Consider the following 24857-nt stretch of genomic DNA (forward strand, 5'->3'; position numbering starts at 1 on the left):
TTGGTTGATTGTTCTCAGTGTTTCAGATAGCGCGGACGGCGGCTCGCGGCAGCGGCTCGACGAGTTACTGGTTCAGTGGGGGTCACAAAGGGCGATCCAGTATAAAAGACGGAGTAATCTGTGGAATCCAGTCTTCGGACCGCGTAACCTGGGGTTATGGAGTTGCAGACACGACTGCGAGGGTGGTGTCGCGCACGATGGAAGTGCGTCTTCGCAGATCCTGAGCGCGGTTTTCGCGGTAGTTCGGCGCGTGTCATTGCGGCATTGTTTTCCGACACTATCGGGGTGCTGTGATGGCCCGCCGCAGCCGACGAAGCGACCCAGAGAATCAGCTTTCCTTTGACGACCTTCTGTCGGGCGCCTCAGAGGGCGGCGACGAAGCGCAAAGTCCAGCCGTCGACGGTCCAACGACACAACTCCCGGAAGCCGTACCCTCGACCGACGAACCGGGGACAGCGGCGGCGAGCCACAGCAGCGAGGCGCGAGATGACGGACTACGGAGCGATGGCCCATCAGTACTGGGCCCGGTGGCTGCCGGACCGGTACCGAGCAATCCCGAACCCGACCCAGTTCTTCCAGGACCTGGGCGAGGAGGTGTCGAAGGAGATCGACTCGCTGGCCCTGGAGCTGGAGGGCCCGGATCCGGAGCAGGAGAGCTACCTCGACAGGGTCGGTCGCATGAGAGGGGCGCGGATGCGCGCCGAGGTGATCGTGCTGCAGGAACGGGTTCGTCTGGCCCCGGAGTCGGAGATCGACCCGGAAGAGCCGACCGCGGCGCCGGCGACGAGCTCGACGCTGCCGCTCGTCGTGAGTCCCGAGGATCCGGAGTACCAGCAGATCGTCCAGGAGGAGCGGCAGGCGCAGGAGACGCTGCGCCGCGGTTCCGACCACTGACGCAGGACGACCTCGCTCCCTCCGGCGAACGAGCGCGGATCGAGGCGAACCTGGCCGCGCTGCGTGCGCTGCGCCACGTAGAACGGGCGCAGCGGCCGGCGAACGCGGAGGAGCAGGCCACTCTCGCCCGCTGGTCCGGGTGGGGAGCAGTCCCCCGGGTGTTCGACCCGCAGCGTGAGGAGTTCGCCTGGGCCCGTCGCGAGTTGCGCGACCTGCTCAGCGAGACCGAGTTCAGTGCTGCACGACGGAGCACCCTGAACGCCCACTACACCGACCTGACCATCGCCAAGGCGATGTGGCAAGCAGCCGAGGACCTCGGGTTCGCCGGCGGGGCGGTGCTCGAGCCCGGGTGCGGGGCGGGAACGTTCCTCGCGCTCGCACCCGAGAACGCCCGGATGGTCGGCGTCGAGGTGGAGCCGACCACCGCAGCCATCGCCCAGGCCCTGCAACCGCACGCCACCATCCGAAGCGAGTCCTTCGTGCAGACCCGGGCACCCGAGGGCACGTTCGACCTGGTCATCGGCAACGTGCCGTTCGCGAAGGTCGCCCCGGCCGACCCGGTGCACAACGCCGGAGCCCACAGCATTCACAACTACTTCCTGCTCAAGTCCGTGCACCTGACCCACCCGGGCGGGCTCGTCCTCGCCCTGACCAGCCGATACACCCTCGATTCCGAGAACCCGAGCGCCCGTCTCGCGATCGGGGAGCATGCCGACCTCGTCGGTGCGGTCCGGCTGCCGAGCAAGGCCCACCAGCGCGCCGCCGGCACCGCTGTCGTGACCGACCTGCTCGTCCTGCGCCGCCGCGAGCCCGGTGCGGCCCCGGCCGACGACCGCTGGCTCGACACCAGCCCGATGAGGATCGGGGACCAGGGGGAGATCGCGGTCAACCGCTACTTCCAGCAGAACCCCGAGATGGTTCTCGGCACCCCCCAGCTCGGGCACGGCGCCTACCGCCACGACGAGCTGCAGGTCGTCGGCGACCTCACCGACACCACACTGGCCGCCGCCCTCGGCCAGATCGTCCAGCAGGCCTCCATGAGCGGGCTCGGCTACACGCACGCCGGCCACCCCGGCACCACCGACCCGGTCATCACCCTCGCCAACGGCGCCGAGGCGCAGCAGGAAGGGCTCCTGCAGACGACCCCCGACGGAACCTTCACCCGCATCCAGGACGGGGCGGTGGTCGAGTACCCCGTGCCTCGTACGCAGCAGACCGAGCTGCGCGCCCTCATCGGGCTGCGAGACACCACCCAGGCCCTGCTCGACGCCGAGGCCGCCACCGCGGACGACACCGCCGAGATCGCCGGGCTGCGGGAGGAGCTCGGTCAGCGCTACGCCGCCTACGTCGAGACGTTCGGCCCCCTCCGCCGCTTCACCTGGCGCCGGACCGGCCGACAGCACGCCGAGACCGGGGAGGACATCCTCGCCAAGCAGCACCCGCCCCAGGGCGGCTTCCGGGCCGACCCCTACTCCCCCGTCGTCCGCGCGCTGGAGGACTACGACGAGTCGACCGGGCAAGCGAGCCGTGCGGCCATCTTCACCGAACGCGTCGTCGCGCCGCGACGACCGCGCACCAGCGCAGAGACCCCCGCCGAAGCCCTGGCCATCTGCCTGGACACCTACGGCGCGGTGAACACCAACCACATCGCCGCACTCCTGCAGACCGACCCCGCAGAGGTACGGGACCGCCTCGGCGACCTGGTGTTCGAGCAGCCGCCGCGCGCTGATGCGACCGGCACCGCCACCGAACCCGGGCGCCTGGTCGTCGCGGCGGAGTACCTGTCCGGCAACGTCCGCGCCAAGCTCGCCGCAGCCGAGACCGCGGCCGCCGCGGACGCCCACTTCCAGCGCAACGTCGACGCCCTCCGCCCGATCATCCCCAGCGACCTCGGCCCGGCCGAGATCCACGCCCGACTCGGCGCACCCTGGATCTCCGCCGAGCACGTGCAGCAGTTCCTGCGCGAGACCCTCGAGGACCCACGCCTGCGGGTCGAGCACGCCGGCGGCAACATCTGGAAGGTCCAGGGCACCGGCACCAGCGTCGCTGCGACCTCGACCTGGGGCACGACCCGCCGTGCAGCACCCGATCTCGCCGAAGCGGCACTCGAGCAGCGCTCCGTGCGCGTCTACGACGAGGACGACGAAGGCCGGCGCTGGCTCAACACCACCGAGACCCTGGCCGCCCAGGAGAAGATGACCGCCCTGGACGCCCGCTTCAGCGAGTGGGTCTGGGAGGACCCGCAGCGCGCCGAGCACCTGGCCCGCGTCTACAACGAGCGATTCAACGCCATCGTGCTGCGCTCCTACGACGGCAACGAGCTCACCCTGCCCGGCGTCGCCGAGACCTTCCCCCCGCTACGCCCGCACCAACGGGCCGCGATCGCCCGGATGATCTCCGAGCCCGCCGTCGGGCTGTTCCACGAGGTCGGCGCCGGCAAGACGGTCGAGATGATCGCCGGAGCGATGGAGCTCAAGCGCCTCGGCATGGTCCGCAAACCGGCCATCGTCGTGCCGAACCACATGCTCGACCAGTTCTCGGCCGAGTTCCTGGCCCTCTACCCCCGAGCCAACATCCTGCCCGCCGGCAAGGACGACCTCTCCGCCCAACGCCGCCGGGACTTCGTCGCCCGAGCCGCCACCGGCGACTGGGACGCGATCATCCTCACCCGGTCCGCGTTCACCAAGCTGCCCATGAGCGTGGAGACCCAGACCCGCTACGAGGAGCGGGAATCGGCCCGAGTCCGTGCCTGGCTCGAGGACCTGAAGGCCAGTGGCGAGCGTTCCCTCAACGTCAAGCGGATGGAGGGCATCCTCGCCCGCGCCGAGGAGCGACTGCGCGAGAAGCTCGACAAGATCAAGGACCCCGGCCTCACGTTCGAACAGACCGGCATCGACTGGCTGGCCATCGACGAGGCCCACGACTTCAAGAACCTGCGCACCCTGTCGAACATCCCCGACGCCGCGGTGCCCGGCGCCGACCGGGCCACCGACCTGCACATGAAGCTGGAGTACCTGCGCGAGCGCCACGGAGGCCGAGTCGGGGTGCTCGCCACCGCGACACCGATCGCCAACAGCGTCAGCGAAGCGCACGTCATGCAGCGCTACCTGCGCCCGGACCTCCTCCAGGAGGCCGGCATCGAGGACTTCGACTCCTGGGCCGCCACCTTCGGCGAGGTCGTCACCGGCATCGAGCTCGCCCCCGACGGTGGCAAGCCCCGCATGAAATCCCGGTTCGCCAAGTTCAAGAACGTCCCCGAGCTGCTCCGCATGTGGCACGTCTCGGCCGACGTCAAGACCGCCGAGGACCTCGACCTCCCAGTGCCCGCGCTCAAGGCCAACGACGGCGGCCGTCGCACCGCCGAAGCCGTGGTCGTCCCGGGCTCCGCCGCACTCGAGGACGTCGTCACCGACCTCGTCCGTCGAGCCGAGCTGCTCCGCAGCGGCGGCGCAGAACGAGGCAAGGAGAACATGCTGACGATCACCGGCGAGGGGCGGGCCGCAGCCCTGGACCTCCGGCTCGTCGGGGCGGACACCGACGAGGTCACCAAGCTCGACATCGCCGCCGACCGCATCGCCCGGATCTGGCGCGACCACCGCGACACCACCTACCTCCACCCCGACACCCAGCAGCCCCATCCGACCCCCGGCGCGCTCCAGCTCGTGTTCTGCGACCTGGGCGTCCCCAACGACGAGGGCCGGTTCAGCGTCTACGACGACCTGCGCACCAAGCTCCACGAGCGGGGGCTGCCCGAGGGCAGCGTGCGCTTCATGCACGAGGCCAACAACGACGCGGCCAAGGCGGCGATGTTCCGCGCCGCCCGCTCGGGACAGATCGCCGTGCTCATCGGGTCCACCCAGCGGATGGGCGTCGGGACGAACGTCCAGACCCGCGCCCGCGCGCTGCACCACCTCGATTGCCCCTGGCGACCCGCCGACATCGCCCAGCGCGAGGGCCGCATCATCCGCCAGCGCAACCAGAACCCCGAGGTCGAGATCCTCCGCTACGTCACCGAGGGCAGCTTCGACGCCTACTCCTGGCAGACCGTCACCAGGAAGGCGATGTTCATCGCGCAGATGATGCGCGGCCGCCTCGACGTCCGCGAGATCGAGGACATCGGCGACGCCGCACTGTCCTACGACGAGGTCAAGGCACTCGCCACCGGCGACCCCCGCGTCATGGAGAAGGCCAAGGCCGACTCCGACGTCAACCGACTCGAACGCCTCGAACGCGCCCACTACCGCAACAACGACCACCTGCTGCGCACCGTCCGTGCGGCCGAGCGCGCCGGGGAGGAGATCACCGAGGAACTCCGCCAGGTCGAAGCCGCCGTCTCGCGCCGCACCACCACACGCGGCGAGGCCTTCCGTGCCGAGGTCTGGGGCCACCCGTACACCTCACGAAGTGACGCCGGCCGCTCGTTGCAGGACCTGCTCCGTCCCGCGCTGACCCGGGCCAACCGCTACAGCGCCCCCACCGACGCCCGCCCCGTCGTCGAGATCGGCGGGCTCACCGTCACCGCCGCCGTCCGCCCGGCCGGGGACGACATCGTCGCCGAGCTGACCCTCGTCGACGTGCCCCGCGGGACCTTCACCATCGAACGGTCCCAGTTCCTCGACGGCGACCCCACCGGCCTGATGCAGCGGCTGGAGAACAAGCTCGGCGGTCTCGACAAGCTCGCCGAGACCCTCCAGGAACAGCGCCGCCTGGCCGGCCGCGAAGCCGAACAGGCCCGGGCCGGGCTCGACCAGCCCTTCCCCCACGCCGACCAGCTCGCCAGCGCCCGAGCCACAGCAGAGGCAATCGCCACGCAGATGATCGAGGAGGCCAACGAGCAGCGCCCGGAAGCCGAGGTGGTGCCGGCGCAGCAGCCCACGACCGATCGGAGCGACGGACCCGACACCGCGACGGCCCCGCGCGCTGCGACGGCCGAGGAACTGGAAGCTGCCCGCCACGCCTGGAGGGACCGCAGCTCAGCATCGCCGCCGGAAGCAGCGATCAGCCCGTCGCCACCACAGCAGCAAGCCGCAGGTCAGGGACAGACTGCACGCGGGCTACACCAGTGACCGCGACACCCGGCCGGGGACCGGTCACCGTCCACCACTCACACGCCGGAGCAGGTCCCCCCATCCCCGCTCGCGGCTCCCAGGTCCCCGAGAAGGCGCTGCAGCCGGGTGACCTCGGCACGATGCTCCTGGCGGTCCTCCTCATCGGTGCCCGCACGGTCGACGAGCGTCTGGTGCACGTGGATCAGCCGCTCCAGCACAGCACGCCGCTCGGCCGAGGCCGCACCGAACTCCTCAGACCGGAGCCGGTCGAGCCCCTGCAGGTGCACCAGCTCCAGCAAGGGGTGCTGCCGCTCCAGGACCGCGGACACCGGCGCCGGACCGTGATCGGGGTCGCCAGGGTCGCGATGCCGGACCACCCACGCGTCCAGAGTGCGCAGCTGCTCTGCCCTCGACGCCTCTTGCGCTGCGGCGTGGGGTGAGCAGCCCGGCTGTTCCTGGCTCCAGACATCGGTGATGGGCTCCCAGCGCTGTCGGACGTCGGCCTCCGCGACGTCGAGGACCTCGGCGATCGCGCCCCAGCCACAGCCGTCGTGCCGCTCGACCAGCACCGCGGCAGTGAGCACGTGCCCGGCGAGCTCGACGAGCGCGGCGGCATCGGTGACCAGGGTGCCGTCGTAGGCCTGATCCGGGCGGCGCCCGGCCGGCACCAGATGACGAGCCCAGTCCGACAGCTCCCGCGCGGTCTCGGCGAGCTGCAGGTGCGCCAGCGAACGAGAGGTGAAGGGGGCGCCGGGAGCCGGCGCGGCCCAGAGGTTCTCCGTCATGGGCCCAGCCTGTGCCGCACAGGAACGACCATCAACGCACTAGGCCGTTCGTGTGGGGACAGCTTCGGCTGTGGGGGCCGGGGGTGAGTCCCGCCGGCGAGCCGGGTGGGGGTCTCTCCTCGCGTCGGCATCAGGACGGTGCCCGAGAACCTGCTCCGCCGCCAGGCCCTCCGCTGCGCTCCGGCCGCTCCGCGGTCGCCTGCGGCGAGCCTGGCAGCTCCACAGAACCTCGGGCAGAGCGCCGTCCTGCCGACGCGAGGAGAGACCCCCACCCTCCAGAGGCCAGGTCTGGTCCTCACCCAAGTCAGATCGACCCTTCGGGCCGCCCCCTCCCGGGGGGCCAGGGCGCCGCCCTGGACCCGGCCTCCCTCGGAGAGTCCCCCAAGCAAAACGCAGGTCAGAGCCGTTTGGATCTTGACACGGCAAGCTAGACGCTGTAAATTAGTAAACGTTGCGAGGGATTGACAGCCCGAGCAACGCCACCCCCGAACCGAAGGAGTGCCCGTGAGCAAGAGGGTCCGACAAGCAGAGAAGTCCAGCTACGTCCTGAACAGCGAGTACCAGCGCGTCCTGCTGGGTGACGAGGTCACCGTTCGCCAGATGCGGCGGGTAGACCACATCGCCGCCCAGTACGCCGTCGTCGCCGGGATCGACCAGCTCGGCTACGGCGAGTTCGAGGACACCGACTGGGGCATCCCGGTCGTCACCGACATCGTCCGCGATCCCGACCTCACACGCGTCGCAGGCGACATGCTGCGGCTCGCCGCCGAGGTGCTGGCCGGGCGACGCCCGGCCGCGCAGCTTGCTCCTTTCGCGGACTCCGAGGTCCTGAAGTACCTGCAGGGGCGAGGGTTCCTGCTCCGCGGCGGCGGCCGCCGGGGCATCGGCCGCGTCCTGAGCAGCCACGTGAGCCAGCCCGTCGAGGGCGTCGGAGAGCTCACCGCGCTCGTCCTCGTCGGGCACGACCGGCGTCCACGAGCGCTCACCGCCCGGATCCAGCTCGACGGGGCGGTGCACTCCCCCGAGATCATCGGCGGCTGGCGGCTGGTCTACCTCGCAGTGCTCTGATCGCAGGCAGTACGACGCTCCCCGGCAGCCTCTGTCGGGGAGCGTCCCCGTCGGGAGGGAGAAGCCGGATGAGCAGGGATAGGGCAACGGCCCCCGCGAGCCCCCCCCCGCTGCTGCGGGTCGTCGTCGACGACCGCGTGCTGCTGTCCCGCCCCGGCATCTGCGCGACCTTCGGTGTCGGCCGCGCGACCGCAGAACGCTGGTGGCGTCACCGGGCGACGAACGGCCACCCGGCGGTGGCGTGGCAGCAGGGCCGACGACAGTGGTGGGACGAACAGGCGATGCGGACCTTCGTCGACCAGCTCACCGCCCCTCCCCCGGCCCGACTGGACCACGACGGGGAGACTCTGCTGACCCGTACGGCCCTCGCGCGACGGCTCCGTGTCTCGCCCCAGCACCTCGCCAACCTCTACAGCGACCGCGACGCCACCGGCCACCCCCGCCCGGCCCGCCGCGACGGCCGCCATCTTTACTGGTCCCTCGACGAGATGGACGCCTGGTGGCAGCAGCACGAGGCCGCCAAGAGGGCCAGCCTCACAGCAGTGGACCGCAGCGGGAGCGGCGCCGATCTCCTGACCCTCGACCAGGCCGCCGCCGTGCTCGGCTACGCCGACGCGTCAGTCATCCGTAGCTACCTCGCTCGAAACCCGGGCTACTTCCCCCGCCCCGACTGGACAGACCCCCACGGCCGACAGCACTACCACCGCCGCACGATCTGGGCATTCGCCGACAGTCGCACCAGGCCCGGACGGGCCGGCCGACGCACCCCCAGAACCCGCTGAACAAGGGGTCTCGACCAGCAAGAACAGTCGCACGAAGAACCCGCATCCGCTGGCATACATGGTATAGTGAATCGTGTCGGGAGGCGATGACAGCGCCGACCGGCCACCCGAAACCGATCGAAGGGGCCCCACGATGGACTGGCGAGTCGAGGCGGCATGCCGCCGCGAGAACCCCGAGCTCTTCTTCCCCGTCGGAAGCGACGGACCGGCCAAGCAGCAGATCGACAAGGCCAAGGCCGTCTGCCGCCGCTGCCCCGTCCAGAAGGCCTGCCTGGACTACGCCCTCACCGCGGGAGAGGACACCGGAGTGTGGGGTGGCCAGGACGAGGGCGAGCGTCGCGCACTGAAGCGGTCCGGCCGCCGGCGACTGGCCACCGCATGAACCGGGCCAGCGAGCACCGCGCACCCGGGCCGCTCGCCGAGACAGGCACGGGGCGGCCCCCGGCTGCCGCAGACGACTCGCTCCGGGCCGACCTGCTCGACCCATGCCCGAGCTGTGGCGAGCCGGGCCCGCACGAAGCTGGGATCGCGCCCACCGCGGCGCACTGCCGTCGCGGGATCTGCGGAGCCCGGTGGGGCGACCACCACGCGGCCTCTGTGGCCGCGGTCCCGCGCAGCGTCCTCACGGACACGTGATCCCGGGGCGGGGTGCTGTCAGAGGCACCCCGCCCCCGCGGCCGACCGCCACCGATCCACACCCGTCACCAGAGGAGCAGACCATGACCCCGTCCGTCGACGAGCTTGCCGCCCTACTCGCCGAGATCGACACCGACCACTGGCAGTGCAAGCCGCGCCGGGAGCAGGCCAGACACCTCGCTGCGGCCCTGCACTGTCTCGACCCGGGCGGAGAACCGCCGCTCGCACGCGTTGTCGAGCTGCTCATCCGCGACGCGGAATGCCACGACCTCGAAGAAGACGCCCAGTACGCACTGCAGACGATGCTGAGCGTCCACGGCCTGCCCGGCGGGATCGCCCCCACACCCTGGGGCCGGGTGCTCTGCGAGCTGGTCGCCGCCGTTCCCGCCGTGCACCGCCCGATGCTGGCCCGGGCCTTCCCGGACTGGGTCGCCTGGGCCGAGATCATCGAAGCACCCGACCTACGGACCCGCGTACTCATCGCCGTCGATCGCGCGTGACAGCGGCGCCCGTACCACTACTCCCGGTCCAATCGCCGAGAAAAACGCAGGTCAGAGGCTCCGTCAGCCAATTTTATGGTATAGTGGACGAAGTGCGGAGCGATGACAGCGTTCCCACGCCACCAGAACCGGAGAGTGCCATGAGCGATCCGCACACCACCGGCGATCCCGTCGAACGACAGACCCGCCCGGCCACTCGACATGAGATGCGGGAGGTTGCGCTGGGCGCCGCGCAAGCCGGCTACCACGTCTTCCCGCTCCAGGTCGACGGCAAGAAGCCGATCTTCCACGCCAAGCGCACCTGCAAGCGGACCGGCCCCTGCAGCGGCCCGGAGGGGCACCTCGGCTGGGAACAGCGCGCCACCACCGACCCCGACCAGATCGGGCGCTGGTGGAGCACCAAGCCCTACAACGTCGGCATCGCCTGCGGCCCGTCGAAGCTCCTGGTGATCGACCTCGACGAGGGCCACGGGGCGACCGCACCCGAGGAGTTCGAGGGTGCCCGCAACGGCCGCGACGTCCTGCAGATGCTCGCGCGTCGCGCCGGTGAACGCATGCCCGACCAGACCCTGACGGTGTCCACCCCCACCGGCGGAGGGCACCTGTACTTCCGCAATGACAGCGCGCTGCGCAACAGCTCCCAGACCCGTCTCGGCTGGAAGATCGACACGCGAGGTGAGGGCGGGTACGTCGTCGCGCCTGGCTCGGTCCGCCCCGAGGGGCGCTACCAGTTCGAGCGGCCCGGCCCGCCCGCCGAGCTGCCCACGTGGATCAGCAGCCTGCTCGCCCCACCGCCCGAGCCGGAGATCGCCCGCGTCCCGCGGCCGCGGCTCGAGCTCACCGGCAACCGCCAGGAGCGCTACGTCCGCAGCATCCTCGAAGGCGAGGCCCAACGCATCGAGGAAGCACAGCCGGGCGGCCGTCACCACGCCGTGCTGACCGCCGCGCTCAAGCTGGGCAACTACGTCGGCGGCAACGTCATCTCCGCCGAGGAGGCCAGCGCGACCCTCCGCGCGGCCGTCCAGACGCACATCGGAGTCGACGACTTCACCGAGTCCGAGGCGGAGCAGACCATCAGCGACGGACTCGCCTACGGCGCCAGGCGCCCGCGGTACGCGAACCGTGAGCGAGCCGGGCGCACCGCCGCCGACCAGGAGGGCGACCAACACGCTCGCCACACCGCGGCCGCGGTGACCCGTGCGGGCCGAGGTCTGGCCCACGACATCGAACGACTGCGCGGCGCACGGACGGACCGCCCCACCCCGGAATCCGGGCACCACCGGGACGAGCGGCTCGGCCGCGAACGACACCACGAGCACCGGCACGGAGTCGGGCACTAGCCAGCGCGAGCACCGCGCCGCTCGGATCGCGCCCTCAACCCGCCGACATGGGCCGAGCCGGCCCTCACCGACACGACAGGAAGCACCCCATGGAACCAGCACTGGTTTGGATCATCGCCTGCGGCGCAGCGGCACTGTTCGCACTGGTCGCCGCCGTCGCCCGCATCCCGGCACTCGCAGGGCTCTTCGTGGTCGCTGCGGTCGCCGCCGCGCTGGTGTCGACCTTCGTCGCCGTCGGCACGGCAGTCCTGTCCTGAGCGGGCGAGACGCCGCGATGGTTTCGGCGGCTGCGTCTGCCGGTGATCGCGGTGATCGCCTCCGTCGCCCAGCGGCGTGGTGGGCCGCGCGCGCCGAGGTCGACGACGAGCAGGTCGACACCACCGCGAGCGCGTGCGAGCTCGACCACCGGGTTCGCCCACCGGTGGACGACCTGTGACCGGGTGCCCGTTGTCAGCTCAGGCGGGGCCACGGGACTCGCGCCCGGGACTGAAGGGCGGGTGGCGTGGCCGGCTGACGCCCACACCAGAGCGGCGGAATGGGTGGTCGGCGAACCGGGGACCGACCCTTGCGGGTCCCCGCCGGAGCGGGGTTGACAGCGACCCCCGGCCGCCTGTGCTCCGTCCACCCGGGAACCGAAGGACCCCATCAAACGGGAGCAGTGATGCGCAGAGTAGTCGAACCGGCTGCCCGTGGACGTCGACGGGCGCCTGTCACAACCCGCCGCCCGCGGCATCGGGCGGCCCTACCTACGCTCACCCCGGTGAGGGGCGAGGACCATGGCAGCCCGGATGTGCCAGACCAGCTGATCTCCCGCTCGGAGCTGGCGGCACGCACCGGAGAGCGCGAGCACACCCTCTACAAGTGGTGGCGCGACCGGCATCGCAACGGCCACCCCGAGGGGCTCGAGGTCGACGGCCAGTGGCACGTCGACGAGCGCGAATGGCGGCGGTGGCGCACCGCGTACGGCGCCGACCGCCGGGAGGTCAACGGACGGATCCTGGCGACCGTCACCGAGCTCGCCCGCCTGAGCGGTAAGCCGGAGGCGACTCTGAACCGCTGGTACGCCGGGCGCCAGGCGAACGGCCATCCGCCCGGGATACGGCGCGACGGCCGCCGCTACGTCGACCTCGAGCTGTGGCAGGACTGGTACCGAGGGCACAAGGACCAGCTCAAGAGCGGGCTGACCCCCGTCGACCGGACCGGCGACCCCGACGAGCTGCTCAGCAGCGCCCAGGTCGCGCACGTGCTGGGTCTGGCCAGCGCCGCGACCGTGAACAGCTACGTTGGTCGCGACCAGTTCATCGAGCCGGACGAGGTCGAGGAGACGCCCGCCGGCCGGCAGCGACGATTCTGGCGACGTCGACGGGTCTGGGACTACGCAGATAAGCGTTCGTGGTCGCGAAAAGGAAAGAAATCAACAGAAGCCCCATGAAGAGCGGCGGAGCCGCTCGGGAATCGACACCATGGGGGAATTTGTAAACGTTCGGCTACCAGTAGACTACCGCCAAACATGGTATAGTGATAAATGCGGGGAGAGATTGACAGCTTGAACCGCTCACCCAGAGCCGAACGGAGAACCCCATGCCAATGGTGCTGCGCAGAACACCAGTTCCAAGTGCCTACGACGACTGCGAGTTCAGCCTGACCGACCTCTTCTGTGGCGGAGGGGGATCTTCCTTCGGGGCGGAGCAGGTCCCCGGGGTCAGAAGCGTCATGGCGGTCAACCACTGGGATCTCGCGGTCGAGACCCACAACCGGAACATGCCCGACGCGGGGCACGACGTCATCGACATCGCGAGGGCCGATCCGAGCCGGTTCCCCGGCACCGACTTCCTGTGGGCCTCGCCCAGTTGCACCTTCTTCAGTCCGGCACGCGGCGAAAAGCAGACCTTCGCCCAGCCCGAGACCGAGCCCAGCCTGTTCGACCTGCTCGTCGACGACGACGCCACCGACGAACCGCCCCTGCCTCTCGACGCCGGCGAGCGCTCCCGCGCCCTGATGCACGACGTGCCCCGGTTCGCCGAGCACCACCGCTACCGAGCCGTGATCGTCGAGAACGTCCCCGCGCTGCTCAAGTGGGTCCACTTCCCGAAGTGGATCGCCCGCATGCGGAAGCTCGATTACGACTACCAGGTCCTGACCCTCAACTCGGCCTTCGCGCACCAGCTCGGTGCCCCGGCCCCCCAGCTGCGGGACCGCGTCTACGTGGTCTTCTGGCAGCGGCGCTACAACCGCCCGGATTTCGACCGCTGGACCCGGCCGCAGGCCTGGTGCCCGACCTGCGGCGAGGTCGTGACGGCCCTGCGAGCGCCCAAGAACTTCGACCGGCCCCACGGCTCCTACGGCGCCCAGTACGTCTTCCGTTGCCCGCGCGTGAGCTGCCGCAACGACGTCGTCCAGCCCTACGTCCTCCCGGCCGCGGCCATCATCGACTGGTCCTCGCCGGGGCAGCGGATCGGTGACCGCAAGCGGCCTCTCGCACCGAAGACGATGGCGCGCATCGCCGCAGGGCTGCGCCGCTACTACGGCCCGATCGCGCTGGAGGCAGCGGGCAACACCTTCGAGCGTCGGCCCGGGGTGCGGGCCTGGCCGGTCGAGGAGCCCCTGCGCACGCTGACCACCACCGAGCACCGCGCCATCGCCGCACCGCCGATGCCCCTCGACGGGCTGCGCGCGCCCAGCCCCACCGCGTCGCCGTCAGCGCTCCTGATCCCGGCGGAGGGGCGGGACGGCAAGGTGGCGCTGCCCGCCGACCGCCCGCTCAGGGTGCAGACGGCCCGCAACGAGACCGGACTGCTCGTCCCGGCCGGAGGCACGTGGAACGACGTCGCCCAGCCGACCGACCGGCCGCTGCGTGCCCGCACCACCCGCGACACCGAGGGCGTCGTGGTCGTGCCGCTGCGGGGCACGAACCGCACGAAGCGCGTGATCGAGCCCCTCGACACCTTCGCCGCCAGCGGGACCCACCACGGACTGCTGATGCGGAACAACAGCGGCGGAGCCGAGATGAGCACCCCGACCAGCGAGCCTGCGCGCACCATCACGAGCGCCGGTCACCAGTCCCTGGTCTGGAGCCCGGAGATGCTCTACGCCTACGACACCGGCCGCATCCGGGCGGCAGCGACCAGTCCACTCGCCACCCAGACGACGGTCGAAGGCGACGCTCTGATGGCCGGAGCGGCCGGCCTCGACGTCGAGGACTGCCTGTTCCGGATGCTGAGCCCAGGTGAGATCAAGGAGGGCATGGCCTTCGCTCCGCACTACGTCCTGCTCGGGACCAAGCGACACCAGGTGCGGATGGCGGGCAACGCAGTGACCCCGCCCGTCGCCCGCGACCTGGTGGCCGCCGTCGTCGAGGCGATCCGCGGCACGCCGGTCGAGTCCCCCGTGCCCAGCGCCGCCTGATCCGCGGCGCCCGGTGGTGACCGACCACCACCGGGCTCCGCCGCCCGGGTGTCGCCACGGCCGATGCATCCTTCGATGCCAGACCGTGGAGAGTGCAGAACCAGAGAGGCCGACCCGGGAGAGGAGGACGTCGCCGTGCCGCTCACGACAGCACTCCGCACCGGGACCCTCGCCACCTGGTGCCGGCAACGACTCACAGGCCTCGACCAGGTCGCCCGAGACGTGGCACGGGCAGCCGCGAGGGCTCCGCAGACAACCCTCTCGGGACCGACGCCAGGTGCGGACAGCCAGCTCGTCGGCGGCATCGTCGACGCCCGGCTGGCGGCCCTGGTCCAGCCCGCGCCTCCCTACGCCGCGCTGCAGGGACTACTGGCCGGCCAACTCGTCTCCCCAGGTGCCGCAGCCCGCATCGCCCTGTCCTTCCCGACGCACCGCGAGCTGCCCGACGAGGTCGCGACAGTGGCCCACACGCTCCACCCCTCCCCGCGAGAGTGGCTCCAGATCCCCGCACCGGCCGCGACCAGCACCGATCCCCCCTGGGGCGACAGCGTCTTCCCCGATCTGGCCAACCGAGGCCACCTGTTCCATCACGAGCACGCTCCCTGCGGGCAGGTGGGGACTGCCGGAGCCGAAAGAGCCCTGGCGCGGTCCTACGGCGTGTGGGCCCTGGCCGAGGCCGCTTACCGGAGCGGTCACAGCCCGCGCGCCCTGAGCGCTCTCGCGCACCGCGGACCCGTGACGACCGAGACCCTCCGCGCAGCCGTCCCCGACGGCAGCGCTCACGAGGCTGCTGCGCTCGTCCGCGCGCTCGCGACCAGCGAGAACCTCCCTACGCTTCTGGCGTGGGGAGCGGAGCGGCCACCCGAGGCGGCCGGGATCGGGTACGCCTCGCCGACCCTCATCCCCCATTTCGCCGATGCCGACCTGCTGGTCGGAACCACGCTGCTCGACGTCAAGGTGAGCGCCCATGCGGCCCAACCGCGACGCGTCCGAGCATGGCTCCAGCAAGTCCTCGGATACGCCTGGCTCGACGTCTCCGATCGGTGGGGGATCCAGCACGTCGGACTCGTCCTGGCCCGGCAGGGCCTGCTCGTCCGATGGGACCTGCAGAGCCTCACCGCGGCCGCCTTCGGCGACACCGACCCACTGGCCGGGGTGCAGCAGTTCCGTCGCTTGTGCCAGACCGCGGCTCATGCCGAACGGAAGCCGCCCTTCCCGGACGACGTCTTCAGCCCGTAGCCGGAGCCGGGACCACCAGGGACGCGTCGCCGCGGCCCCGACCAGCACTGATGGACCTGCACTCGGGAGCCCGCAGCGGCGCCCGGAGGTCACCCCTGTGTGTCCCCCGCGTACTCCGGAGCGGACTCCGTGGAGGGGCCTTCCGCCAGCTCGTCCGGCTCGGTCGGGACCGGCGCGTCGGGCCCCACGACGGGCACTCCGCCGTCATCCTCGCCCGCCGGCCGCGGGGCCGGTGCTTGGGTGCGCTCGCTGTCGTCGCTGGTCGCGACGCCGTCCGCGGGCTGCTTCTTGCTGCGCAGGATCGTTCGGACTCGCTTCAGCGGGAGGCCGGCGATCTGGGCGAGATCCTCAGCGCTCCGCCCCTCGGCGTTGAGCCCGACGAGGACGTCGCCACGGTCGGCCTCGATCGCGGCGAGCTGCTGGTCCGTGTCGGCACGCAGCCTGGCCAGGCGTCCGAGGCCGGCGGTCAGCTCGTCCTCGACCCGCTGCTGTTCAGCGAGGGTCGCCGCGTAGCGCTCCAGCAGGACGTTCTCGCGACGACGGCGATCCTCCAGCCGGGCGTCGACTGCGTCCCGCGCCTCCGTGAGCTGAGCCAGGGCGTGGCGCGCAGCTCGACCTTCGGGGCGGCGCCGGGTCCGAGATCCCATGGCGATCTCCCTTCTCGTTCTCTAGACGGGACCGAAGGCTATATCCCGTTTGATGAACAAACGAGAGCAGTGAGCTGACCCGTCCGGCTCCGAGATCACCGATCCGGACGCGGCGCTTCGCGGTGCGGCAGCGCTTGCCACGACGGGCCAGCGCCGCGGGCGAGCAGCAAGGGCCTGCGTCGCCCTCACGGCTCCGCTGTCACCGCGCCGGCGCCCATCTGTCCATCTGTTGCCCCTCGCGCCCCGTCTGTCCGTCACGCGCCGTCTCAGCTCCATCCGTAGCCATCTCAGTCCGGCCGCTTGCCGCCGTGCCCACCTGTTCGCATCAGGCCCTTCCCTCTGACTCCTACTCCTTTCAACCGCCATGCACCTATGCATCCACCGATGACCGTCGGGCCGGCCCGCGCGGCCGCCGACGGTGTCCGCGCGGCGAGCCCGCGGACCACTCCGCGGCCGCCGACGGCGGAGCAAGTTATAGACATAGCCCGGCTAAGTGGGTGGCGCAAAAGAAGGGGCGATGTGCTGGCAAGCGGTCACAGGCCACGCCGGTCCCAAGGGCGGGCTGTGGCCCGAGTCGGCTTGCCTGCGACCGAGTCGCATACTCGTTCACGACCTTCTGATCGCTGCACAACCTCCGACCGGACGGTAAATCTTCATCAGCGCTTATCGAATTCGACGATCCGTCGAGCAATCTCGGCCGCGATCACACTATCCTTAATTCCCGCCCCCGTGATACTCCGATACTCTTTTGCTGCTTCACTCCATGCCCCATGTCGAGCCAGCTCAATGACGGGCTTGAATCTCTCCTCTGAGAAGTAGTCGACCGCACCTCGTTCTCGAAGATGTTCGAGAACGAAATCAGCAGCATCTCGAGCGGCGACCGGTGTTCTGAAAATCCGATACAGCTTCATGACGCCCACGGCGTTGCACACCACGCCCCTGCTCCCGCCAGAGCGGCTGCTGTACCGACGACGCCGCCCTTCAATGCATTCACCCCGACCAAGCGAGCCAGAACCCAGGCAACTTCGGTCCACTTCTTAGCGGCCATGAGATAGCCGAGCTGCGATCCACCACCGGCGGCACTCGCAGTAAAGGCGCCTAGTCCTACCGCGTTGAGCACACATTGGCGATACTTAGGAGAATTAAATGCGTGGTAATCAATTGGCTCATTGAGTGCATTCGCCACCCGACCCAGCTCACGGAAGTCCTTATCGTGCACGAAAGCTGGATTGACCCGCCAGAGACCATTTTCGTTCACGAGCACGACGGAGAATAAATACCGGACCTCTTCGGTGACGCGCCGGACTTCATCCGGACTTAGCGATTCACCCTCAACTGCAAACTCCGCACGCTTCAAACCCTCAGCCTCGACCGAAGTGGAAGTGCTTGCCATTACTGCCGGGGATCCAGCCGAAGCAATCCCCGTAGCCGAACCCATCGAAACAGCCACGACCAACACCACGCTGATACCGCGGCACGCAAACCTCTTTGCACTCACGAGCGCATCCGAACACGCCCCCCCCCCACCGGTCAAGAACCACTACCAGGCGCAATCATGTGACCACACCCGGTACTCGAAACGTGAAAACGTGAAACATCCACCTAACACGGCAATCCACCCAAACCAGAAAAACACCTCACCAGAACCGGACTTCGTGCCGTACCTCCCAAAGCGCTCCACGCCTCCTAACTGGGTGCCCCAGAACCGGATCAACACCGCTTCACAGGCGCTTCCAGCCGCTTCAAAGCCACATCAAAGCCGCTCTCGGCCCTTCAGCGAGCCGCGCCGACACCGCCTCCCGACGCTCCCGAGACCGCCACGGGCCGCCGAAACCCCAGCTTGAACCCCCGAAGATGATCTACATGAATCCGAACAAATCCGGGGCCATTAATAAGCCAATCCGGGACACCTCCAGCCCCATCAGTCCGACCCCAAGACGCCTGACCGTCACGGCGGAAACCCGCGCACCAGATTCAAGACACCGCCACAGAAAGAGTCCTTCCATGACGCCGTAAAGGGAACGATGAACTCCACTCAGCAGGGACCAGCGGGTGCGATCCAGCGGCGACCATCGACGCCCTCAACAACAATCCGATATCCAGAAAAAACACACCGAGAAACGGCCGATGCACTGGTCGCGACACAACGAATCCCCTTCCGTACGCCACCTGGAAATCCCTTCCACAGCAACGCGCGGGGCGACACCGCGGAGCGGCGACACGCTGGTCACGCAGAGTGATATTTCTGGGGGGTGTCCCGAAGCAGCCCTTAATCCTCCTCAATCCTCCTAACCCTCCTAACTGCCGATATTTCAGCAGGTCAGAACCCAAGTCGATCTTAGGAGGATCGGAGGGCTTAGGAGGATCGACCCTCCTAAGCTAGGACAACGAGTTTGCGCAGCGAGCCGCCACCTGGGCGCTTGACCAGCAATAACTGTTTCCGACCCACCACCGCAATCCGATGTTACGTTCCGTAACTGAATCCGGGGCGGGGGGCCGTGCAAGTCGGCGCGAGGCGGGGGCTTGACAGGCCCGCCGGGGGCGTGTCTTCCTGGATAGTACTGCAACGGCAGTTGATCAGCTCGGGGGTCGTTCGCCGCGTCGGCGGTAGTGGCAGTCGCGGGCCTGTTGTTGGCGTTCACGGCGCCAGGTCGACCAGTGCATGACGTGGTCGATGCAGGTGAGCGGGGTGAAGGCGAGCGCGGCGAGGAGACGGCGGATCTCGTTGCCCGACAGCTGAATCAATGCGCGCCGGCTGGCTGAGGATCCCCCTTTTCGGCCTCGCGTGCGTGTTCGGCGGCGCGGGTGACGGCGAGGTAGGCCGCGGTGAGCATGGCCAGGGTGATGTGGGCGTGCCAGGCTCGGTAGGAGCGGACTTGGTAGTGGTCGAGGCCGGCCTCGTTCTTCGCGGTCTGGAAGCATTCCTCAATCGCCCACCGCGCCCCGGCGACTCGAACGAGGTCGCGCAGCGGCGTGTTCGCCGGGGCGGCGCAGCGGTAGAACGCCAGCTCACGGATGGTCTTGCCCTCTGCGGGCTCGGTCTGGCGGCGCACCAGCAGCCAGTGCCCCCAACCCGCCGGGAGGCCGTCGATGGCCAGCGCAACCGCGGTCCAGTCATAGACCCGCATCCCGTGCGCGCCCGGCCCGATCGCGCGGCGCTCCCACCCGTCGTGCCCGGTGTCGAGATCACGCGCCCCGGCGATCGTGGCCAGGGCCTTGGCCGGGCGACGATTCCCGTCCGGGCTGGTGAGCATGTCGTCATTGCGGGTGGCCAACACGAACGGGATCTCCCGCTCGGTGAGCCAGTCGCGAAAGCCCGGGTTCTGCCCGTAGACCTCGTCCGCGGTCACCCACGACCCGGACGTGAGTGCCCCAGCGGCGTACGTGCGGGCCAGCATCGCCGTCCCCAGCTGCGGTTTCGTGGCGAACTCGACGTCATCGGGGACATCCGCGCGCTCGCAGCGTTCGCGGTCCTCGGTCCACGAGGTCGGCAGGTAGAGCTCCCGGTCGATCAACGCCCGCCCCCGCTTCGAGGCGTAGGCCAGGAACACACCGAGCTGACAGTTGTCGATCTTCCCGCTGGTGCCGGTGTACTGGCGCTGCACCCCGGCCGAACGCAGGCCCTTCTTGATGAACCCGGTCTCGTCCACGATGAACACCCCCGACGCGGTGTCGGTGAGATGTTGCAGGACGTAGCCGCGCAGGTCGTCGCGGACCCCGTCGACGTCCCAGTCCGCGGTGCGCAGCAGCCGCTGCATCCCGTCCGGCGACATCGCCCCGGCGTGTTCGGCGAGGGTCCAGCCGTTCTTCCGCTCGAGCCCCGCGAGCAGGCCTCGCAGGTAGGTTCCGACCCGCCGGCGCGGCTCGACCCTGCGGAAACGGCCAGAGATCAGCTCCACCACCGCGTCCAACGAGGCCACCCACCCGGCAAGATCAACCACGCGGTGATCATCACCGCCGAACGGCCGTCAGCCTCTCACCACACGCCGAACTGCCGTTGCAGTAATAGGCGACTCCGCCGCCCGGCGGGGCTGCGGCCATCACCCGGCGTAAGGAACCGGCGTGGTGGCCTAACCAAACGACCTACAGGAATAGGTGGTTGGCTATGGGCCATGCTGCCCTGAGTACGTCCGCGCATCCAGTGGCGGGGGGAAGAGTTCTTCCCTCTCCCGCCGACGATCCCTCCACGACAGTCGCCGATACCGGTGTTGACCTGGGGTTTCCCTGGGTCGGGTGGTGTCCGGACGGGTTGACCGAACCGGTGATTGACCGCCTCTACGGCGACCTCCTCCACAACCCGGACGCCCACGCCGGCCTCGACGAGCCGGGCGGCCCCGACGAGCCGACCGATCCGTCCGAGGCGGCCGGTGGGGCGGTCCCGGCTGGGTTGGTTGTGTTCTTCTCCCCGCGGGTTCCTGCTGGTCAGACCCGTGTCGCGGGTGGCGAGGCGGCATGAACACCCTACTCCGCACCACCGCCCGCGGCCTCGCCGACCGGGCCGTCGAGATCACCATCCTCGGCGCCCTGACCGCCGCGACCATGTGTCTGACCTGGTGGTTCACCATCCCGGCCGTCCTCGCTGCGGCGTGGTGGGTAGCGGTCGAGGTGCGTCTGTGGCGCGCCCACCGCGGCGCACCGGCCTCGGCTAGCCAGGCCGGGCGGGCTGCCGCAGCCGCCGTTTCACCGCCTGCTGAGTCGTCTTCTGCACCGGTTTCGGCTGGTCAGCAGGGTGTCGGGAGGGCCGGGGCATGACCGCGACCTCCCCTTCCCCGCACTCGTGGGCCTCTACTCGCGCGGCCGACCGTCGAGAAGCGCGCGCTCTGGAAGCGCGTCTTGCCCGTGAGGACGCCGACGCCGCCGCGCGGCGACGCCTGGAAGCCGAAACCGCCCGCGGGGACAAGGCCCGCGCCGACCGCGACCACGCCGACCAGCGACGGACCGAACGCGCAACTGCCCGCGCCGCCGCCCGCGCACAGCGCCGGACCAAGGCCCTGACCTGGGCCTCCACCCACGTCGTAGAGCTACTGATCTACCCGATCGCGCTGCTGTCCTTCGCTCTGGCCGCACCGGCCATGGCCGCCTACGGCCAGACCATCTACGGCCCACTCGGTGTGCTGCTGGCCGGGATCACCGAACTCGGCATGTGGGCGTTCGCTCTGGCCGTTCTCGCCTCACGCCACCAGCACCCGACCCGCTCGGTCGTCGGGTTGCAGGTCGGGGTCGTGGTGTTCGCCCTGGTCGCAGCCGGGATGAACCTGGCCCACGGCCTCGAACAGGGCCCCACCGCCGGAGTCGTGATGGCGGTCGTGTCCATCGCCGGCGTCGCCGCCCACCAACTCACCCTCGCCGGGACACCCCGGTCCCGGACCGAGCGGCGGGCCGCGCACCGGGCCGGGCGCCTGGACCGGCTGGTCGAGGTGAAGACCGACCGCGCCCGCCGCCTCGCCGTCGCCGACGCCACCGCGGTCATCGGCCCGGACGGCACCGCGACCCTGGCCTACCGGCCCGGCACCTACCGAATCGCCCGACGCGCCCTCGCCCCGACCGGCCCGATGACCGCGACCGCGACCGCAGCCGCCGAAGGCCAGGACAGCGACGGGGACGGTGACTGGGATGCCGCCCTGACCGCGCTCACCCGCGGCCACCTCTACGACCCGTGGACCGATCCCGACCTTGCCTCACGGGTCGACCCGTGGGTCGACTCCCACCTCGACGATGATCTTGGCGGCGGAGTCGACCTCCTCGACCCACCGGCGCCGGAGCTGGGTGGGGAGTCGAGGCCTGACCTGCAACAGTCGAGGTCGACAAGATCATCGTCGAGGGCCGGGGTCGACCCCGACCATGATCTTGAAACCGGGTCGACTCCGCGGTCCCTGAACGATCTTCGTCGTCAGCTCCGGGCAGCCGTCGGCCACGGCCGGGTCGACCCGTCCTCGGCCGAGTCGATCCGGCGGGTGCTGCGCTGCTCCGCCGCACGCGCCCGCCACCTGCGCGACGAACACCGCGACGAGAGCGGCGGTGACCAGCGATGAACCACGACAACCGAGACGACCAGACCGGACGCGGGAAGGACAGCGGTGGCGCCAGCCCGGCCCACCACGACAGAGACGACGCGCTGGCGCCGGTCATCACCCTGCACCACCACACCGACACTCCCACCACCGACACCGGCAGCCCGGTTGTGGTCGAGGGCGAGGTCATCAGTAGTTCTGCGGTGGTGTCGCCGGTCCGGGCGCGGCGGGAGCTCTACCGCTGTGACGTCACGACGGCACACCGTCACACCGTCGCTGTCGCCACCTCGACGACAGCGGTATCGACATCGAAGGCGCTGGTCAGACACAGCTTCTACGTGCTGTCCGGGGCCGGTGTCCTCTGGACCCGGTGGCGCGACACCCACGGCGCCACCCGATACGAACGCCAGATGCGGGCCGCTGAAGCGGCCTGCGACCAGGACCGTTTGCTGGAGTGGGAGGCCCGTGACGTCGCTGAGAAGGCCCGCCGTCATGGGCGGGTCATGGACTGGATCAACGCGCCCCTGGCCTGGCTGAAGGCGGCCGGGACCGCTGTCCTCGGCGTGCTCGGTGTGTTGGTCGGACTCGGCATGATCCTCGCCATCGCGGCGAAGGACATCTCCCTGGTCATCGCGCCGGTCGTCGCCGTGATCGACGCGGTCGCCTGGACGGTCATGTTCGTGACCGTCTACGCCACCGCCCTGGGCGCGCTCGTCCTGACCGGGCTGGTGGCCGGCCTGTGGGCGATCGGGAAGGCCCGCACCGAGCCCCCCACCTGGACCACACCACCCGCCGACGACGACACCGACAGCGCTGCTCGGGATGTGATCCCCGACGAACGAGCCGTGGTCAACGCACTACGCCACCTCGCCCTGCCCGCCCTCAACACCAAGTTCAAAGCCGGCTGGCAGCCGCGCTGGATCCTGCCCCCCGTCCACGACGGCAGAGGCTGGCACTGCCAGTTCCTACTCCCCGAAGGCGTCACCGTCGACATGCTCAACCGACGCAAAGACGTCCTCGCCCACAACCTGCTCCGCCTACCCGTCGAGGTGTGGCCCACCGAACCCCGCAACCACCCCGGCGTCCTCGACCTCTGGGTCGCCGACCAAGGCAGCCTCACGAAACCGGTCCCGCCGTGGCCGCTGCTCACCGACGGCACCACCGACTACTTCACCGGCGTCCCGATCGCCCTCGACACCCGCGCCAACCTCGTCACCGGACGACTCTTCGCCACCAACTGGGGCGTGGCCGGGATGATGGGCTCCGGGAAATCCGCCCTGATCATCACCACCCTCGCCGGCGCCATCCTCGACCCACTCGTCGAGATCGACATCTACTGCATGGCCCACAACGCCGACTACGACCCCTTCGCCCCCGTCGCGCGGACCCTGCACGTCTCCGACGACCCCGACGCCCTCCCCACCGTCCTCGACAGCCTCACCACACTGCTCTCCGAACTGTCCCAACGAGGACGGAAACTGTCCGCAGCCGGCGAACCGAAACTCACCCGCCGCCTCGCCGCAGCCGACCCGACCATGCGCCCCCGCGTCGTGGTCATCGACGAATGCCAAGAACTGTTCCTCTCCGACATCGGAGAGCAAGCCGCCGAGCTGGTCACGAAGATCGTCGCCAAGGGCCGTAAGTACGGAGTCACACTCCTGTTCGCCACACCCGTCCCCTCAGCGGAGTCCCTACCCCGGGCAGTAGCGAAAGTCCAGTCCAACCGGGCCTGCTTCGCCATCGGCGACCACCACGGCAACGACGCCATCCTCGGCACCGGGAAACACACCGCAGGCATCACCGCCACCAGCCTCCGACCCGCCACCACCAACCCCGACGGCAGCCTCGACCCCGGCGACATCGGCACCGCCATGACCAGCGGATTCACCACCCACGACGGACTCATCCGCTGCCACCACATCCCACGCGGCGACGGCGTCGACCAGCTCACCCCGATCATCGAACGAGCCCTCACCCTCCGCCACGACACCGGGCTCGACACCAGCCTCGGCACCAGCACGGCGACACCACCGGCACCACGTCGGGACCTCCTCGACGACCTGCTCCACGTCATGGCCGGCCACACCCGGATGCGCACCCAGGAAGCACTCGCCGCGCTCGCCGCCCTCGACCGCGCCCACTACCAGGCCTGGACCTTCGCCCGCCTCACCGACGAACTCCCCACCACCGCACGCCCCTACAAATCCGACGGCGTCATGGTCCTCAGCACCCACCGCATCCACGACGCCCACACCCACCACCACACCGAACCCACCACCGAACCCATCACCGACAGTGATGGATGCGAAGGCCCCCAGAAGCCCCAGTTCTGACAGGGAGGCGTCAGGGAGGCGTCAGGGAGGCAGGGAGAACTCCCTGACCGCCTCCCTGACCTCCCTCCCTGACTCCCTCCCCGCCCTGACCTGCACAGAAAGTCACCCAGGGAGTCTCAGGGAGGCCAGGGAGGCAACCCACCCCTCCCCCTCCAAACCCCTCATCTGA

At 69.9% G+C, this 24857-nt stretch carries 21 protein-coding genes; 15 read left to right on the forward strand and 6 right to left on the reverse strand.

Annotated elements, in window-relative coordinates:
- Nucleotides 1-486 precede the first annotated feature (486 nt).
- Together Ae717Ps2_RS33920 and Ae717Ps2_RS33925 are read left to right on the forward strand one after the other, a co-directional pair.
- Nucleotides 487-894 carry a hypothetical protein gene (locus Ae717Ps2_RS33920; RefSeq protein ID WP_075313148.1) on the forward strand — a complete coding sequence of 136 codons (408 nt, stop codon included), beginning with the start codon at nt 487-489 and terminating at the stop codon, nt 892-894.
- Nucleotides 895-1052: 158 nt separating this feature from the next.
- The gene (locus Ae717Ps2_RS33925) at nt 1053-5960 is read left to right on the forward strand and encodes an SNF2-related protein (RefSeq protein WP_075334897.1); all 4908 of its coding nucleotides are present in this window, start codon (nt 1053-1055) and stop codon (nt 5958-5960) included.
- Nucleotides 5961-5998: 38 nt separating this feature from the next.
- Here Ae717Ps2_RS33925 and Ae717Ps2_RS33930 read toward each other — a convergent pair whose 3' ends face one another.
- Nucleotides 5999-6727, reverse strand: coding sequence for a hypothetical protein (locus tag Ae717Ps2_RS33930; protein WP_075313151.1), 729 nt, complete (start codon nt 6725-6727; stop codon nt 5999-6001).
- A gap of 504 nt (nt 6728-7231) precedes the next feature.
- On the opposite strand from Ae717Ps2_RS33930, the gene Ae717Ps2_RS33935 reads away from it, so the two are divergent.
- The 9 genes from Ae717Ps2_RS33935 to Ae717Ps2_RS33970 all read left to right on the forward strand — a co-directional run bounded on the left by Ae717Ps2_RS33935 (nt 7232) and on the right by Ae717Ps2_RS33970 (nt 15697).
- Complete coding sequence (locus Ae717Ps2_RS33935; RefSeq protein ID WP_075313152.1) at nt 7232-7795, forward strand: Rv3235 family protein; 564 nt, start codon at nt 7232-7234, stop codon at nt 7793-7795.
- 68 nt (nt 7796-7863) lie between these two features.
- Nucleotides 7864-8577 carry an AlpA family transcriptional regulator gene (locus tag Ae717Ps2_RS33940; RefSeq protein WP_075334898.1) on the forward strand — a complete coding sequence of 238 codons (714 nt, stop codon included), beginning with the start codon at nt 7864-7866 and terminating at the stop codon, nt 8575-8577.
- Nucleotides 8578-8710: 133 nt separating this feature from the next.
- Nucleotides 8711-8959, forward strand: coding sequence for a WhiB family transcriptional regulator (locus tag Ae717Ps2_RS33945; RefSeq protein WP_075313154.1), 249 nt, complete (start codon nt 8711-8713; stop codon nt 8957-8959).
- 337 nt (nt 8960-9296) lie between these two features.
- Complete coding sequence (locus tag Ae717Ps2_RS37850) at nt 9297-9713, forward strand: hypothetical protein (protein ID WP_075313155.1); 417 nt, start codon at nt 9297-9299, stop codon at nt 9711-9713.
- A gap of 140 nt (nt 9714-9853) precedes the next feature.
- The gene (locus Ae717Ps2_RS33955) at nt 9854-11053 is read left to right on the forward strand and encodes a bifunctional DNA primase/polymerase (protein ID WP_158071634.1); all 1200 of its coding nucleotides are present in this window, start codon (nt 9854-9856) and stop codon (nt 11051-11053) included.
- An 89-nt stretch (nt 11054-11142) separates the two neighbouring features.
- Nucleotides 11143-11310: a hypothetical protein gene (locus Ae717Ps2_RS37855; protein WP_158071635.1), complete on the forward strand. Its 168-nt coding sequence runs from the start codon at nt 11143-11145 to the stop codon at nt 11308-11310.
- 503 nt (nt 11311-11813) lie between these two features.
- Nucleotides 11814-12485, forward strand: a complete 672-nt coding sequence (locus Ae717Ps2_RS33960; protein WP_139319113.1) for a hypothetical protein — start codon at nt 11814-11816, stop codon at nt 12483-12485.
- A 155-nt stretch (nt 12486-12640) separates the two neighbouring features.
- Nucleotides 12641-14458: a DNA cytosine methyltransferase gene (locus Ae717Ps2_RS33965; RefSeq protein WP_075313161.1), complete on the forward strand. Its 1818-nt coding sequence runs from the start codon at nt 12641-12643 to the stop codon at nt 14456-14458.
- 222 nt (nt 14459-14680) lie between these two features.
- Nucleotides 14681-15697: a hypothetical protein gene (locus Ae717Ps2_RS33970; RefSeq protein ID WP_139319326.1), complete on the forward strand. Its 1017-nt coding sequence runs from the start codon at nt 14681-14683 to the stop codon at nt 15695-15697.
- A gap of 89 nt (nt 15698-15786) precedes the next feature.
- Here Ae717Ps2_RS33970 and Ae717Ps2_RS33975 read toward each other — a convergent pair whose 3' ends face one another.
- The 5 genes from Ae717Ps2_RS33975 to Ae717Ps2_RS33990 form a co-directional block, all read right to left on the reverse strand.
- Nucleotides 15787-16344: a hypothetical protein gene (locus Ae717Ps2_RS33975; RefSeq protein WP_075313165.1), complete on the reverse strand. Its 558-nt coding sequence runs from the start codon at nt 16342-16344 to the stop codon at nt 15787-15789.
- A gap of 656 nt (nt 16345-17000) precedes the next feature.
- Nucleotides 17001-17255, reverse strand: coding sequence for a hypothetical protein (locus tag Ae717Ps2_RS33980; RefSeq protein ID WP_075313262.1), 255 nt, complete (start codon nt 17253-17255; stop codon nt 17001-17003).
- Entirely contained in the window at nt 17252-17794 is a 543-nt protein-coding gene (locus Ae717Ps2_RS33985; protein ID WP_198932391.1) for a hypothetical protein, read from the reverse strand. Before Ae717Ps2_RS33985 ends, Ae717Ps2_RS33980 begins: the two co-directional genes overlap by 4 nt.
- 1127 nt (nt 17795-18921) lie before the next feature.
- Complete coding sequence (locus Ae717Ps2_RS38645; protein WP_170917006.1) at nt 18922-19089, reverse strand: hypothetical protein; 168 nt, start codon at nt 19087-19089, stop codon at nt 18922-18924.
- Nucleotides 19086-20285 (reverse strand): IS701 family transposase, encoded by a 1200-nt coding sequence (locus Ae717Ps2_RS33990; RefSeq protein WP_075311481.1) that lies wholly within the window; start codon nt 20283-20285, stop codon nt 19086-19088. The genes Ae717Ps2_RS38645 and Ae717Ps2_RS33990 overlap by 4 nt, the downstream gene beginning before the upstream one ends.
- Nucleotides 20286-20605: 320 nt before the next feature.
- Here Ae717Ps2_RS33990 and Ae717Ps2_RS33995 point away from each other — a divergent pair, with 320 nt between their 5' ends.
- From Ae717Ps2_RS33995 to Ae717Ps2_RS34005, 4 genes are read left to right on the forward strand one after another with little or no spacing between them, the layout of a single operon-like run.
- On the forward strand, nt 20606-20800 hold the full coding sequence (locus Ae717Ps2_RS33995; protein ID WP_075334899.1) for a hypothetical protein: 195 nt from the start codon (nt 20606-20608) through the stop codon (nt 20798-20800).
- Complete coding sequence (locus Ae717Ps2_RS36990) at nt 20797-21096, forward strand: hypothetical protein (protein ID WP_143510938.1); 300 nt, start codon at nt 20797-20799, stop codon at nt 21094-21096. The genes Ae717Ps2_RS33995 and Ae717Ps2_RS36990 overlap by 4 nt, the downstream gene beginning before the upstream one ends.
- A complete protein-coding gene (locus tag Ae717Ps2_RS34000; protein WP_075334900.1) occupies nt 21093-22376 on the forward strand; it encodes a hypothetical protein in 1284 nt (427 codons plus the stop codon). The genes Ae717Ps2_RS36990 and Ae717Ps2_RS34000 overlap by 4 nt, the downstream gene beginning before the upstream one ends.
- Nucleotides 22373-24688 carry an FtsK/SpoIIIE domain-containing protein gene (locus Ae717Ps2_RS34005; protein WP_075334901.1) on the forward strand — a complete coding sequence of 772 codons (2316 nt, stop codon included), beginning with the start codon at nt 22373-22375 and terminating at the stop codon, nt 24686-24688. Before Ae717Ps2_RS34000 ends, Ae717Ps2_RS34005 begins: the two co-directional genes overlap by 4 nt.
- Nucleotides 24689-24857 lie beyond the last annotated feature (169 nt).

Source organism: Pseudonocardia sp. Ae717_Ps2 (assembly GCF_001932475.1).
Classification (GTDB): Bacteria; Actinomycetota; Actinomycetes; order Mycobacteriales; family Pseudonocardiaceae; genus Pseudonocardia.

What these genes read in the sequence shown, in the direction of transcription:
- Ae717Ps2_RS33920 (WP_075313148.1), top strand. Translation starts at nt 487, where the DNA reads ATGACGGACTACGGAGCGATGGCCCATCAGTACTGGGCCCGGTGGCTG.
- Ae717Ps2_RS33930 (WP_075313151.1), bottom strand. Translation starts at nt 6,727, where the DNA reads ATGACGGAGAACCTCTGGGCCGCGCCGGCTCCCGGCGCCCCCTTCACC.
- Ae717Ps2_RS33940 (WP_075334898.1), top strand. Translation starts at nt 7,864, where the DNA reads ATGAGCAGGGATAGGGCAACGGCCCCCGCGAGCCCCCCCCCGCTGCTG.
- Ae717Ps2_RS33945 (WP_075313154.1), top strand. Translation starts at nt 8,711, where the DNA reads ATGGACTGGCGAGTCGAGGCGGCATGCCGCCGCGAGAACCCCGAGCTC.
- Ae717Ps2_RS37850 (WP_075313155.1), top strand. Translation starts at nt 9,297, where the DNA reads ATGACCCCGTCCGTCGACGAGCTTGCCGCCCTACTCGCCGAGATCGAC.
- Ae717Ps2_RS33955 (WP_158071634.1), top strand. Translation starts at nt 9,854, where the DNA reads ATGAGCGATCCGCACACCACCGGCGATCCCGTCGAACGACAGACCCGC.
- Ae717Ps2_RS37855 (WP_158071635.1), top strand. Translation starts at nt 11,143, where the DNA reads ATGGAACCAGCACTGGTTTGGATCATCGCCTGCGGCGCAGCGGCACTG.
- Ae717Ps2_RS33965 (WP_075313161.1), top strand. Translation starts at nt 12,641, where the DNA reads ATGGTGCTGCGCAGAACACCAGTTCCAAGTGCCTACGACGACTGCGAG.
- Ae717Ps2_RS33975 (WP_075313165.1), bottom strand. Translation starts at nt 16,344, where the DNA reads ATGGGATCTCGGACCCGGCGCCGCCCCGAAGGTCGAGCTGCGCGCCAC.
- Ae717Ps2_RS33980 (WP_075313262.1), bottom strand. Translation starts at nt 17,255, where the DNA reads ATGAAGCTGTATCGGATTTTCAGAACACCGGTCGCCGCTCGAGATGCT.
- Ae717Ps2_RS36990 (WP_143510938.1), top strand. Translation starts at nt 20,797, where the DNA reads ATGAACACCCTACTCCGCACCACCGCCCGCGGCCTCGCCGACCGGGCC.
- Ae717Ps2_RS34000 (WP_075334900.1), top strand. Translation starts at nt 21,093, where the DNA reads ATGACCGCGACCTCCCCTTCCCCGCACTCGTGGGCCTCTACTCGCGCG.
- Ae717Ps2_RS34005 (WP_075334901.1), top strand. Translation starts at nt 22,373, where the DNA reads ATGAACCACGACAACCGAGACGACCAGACCGGACGCGGGAAGGACAGC.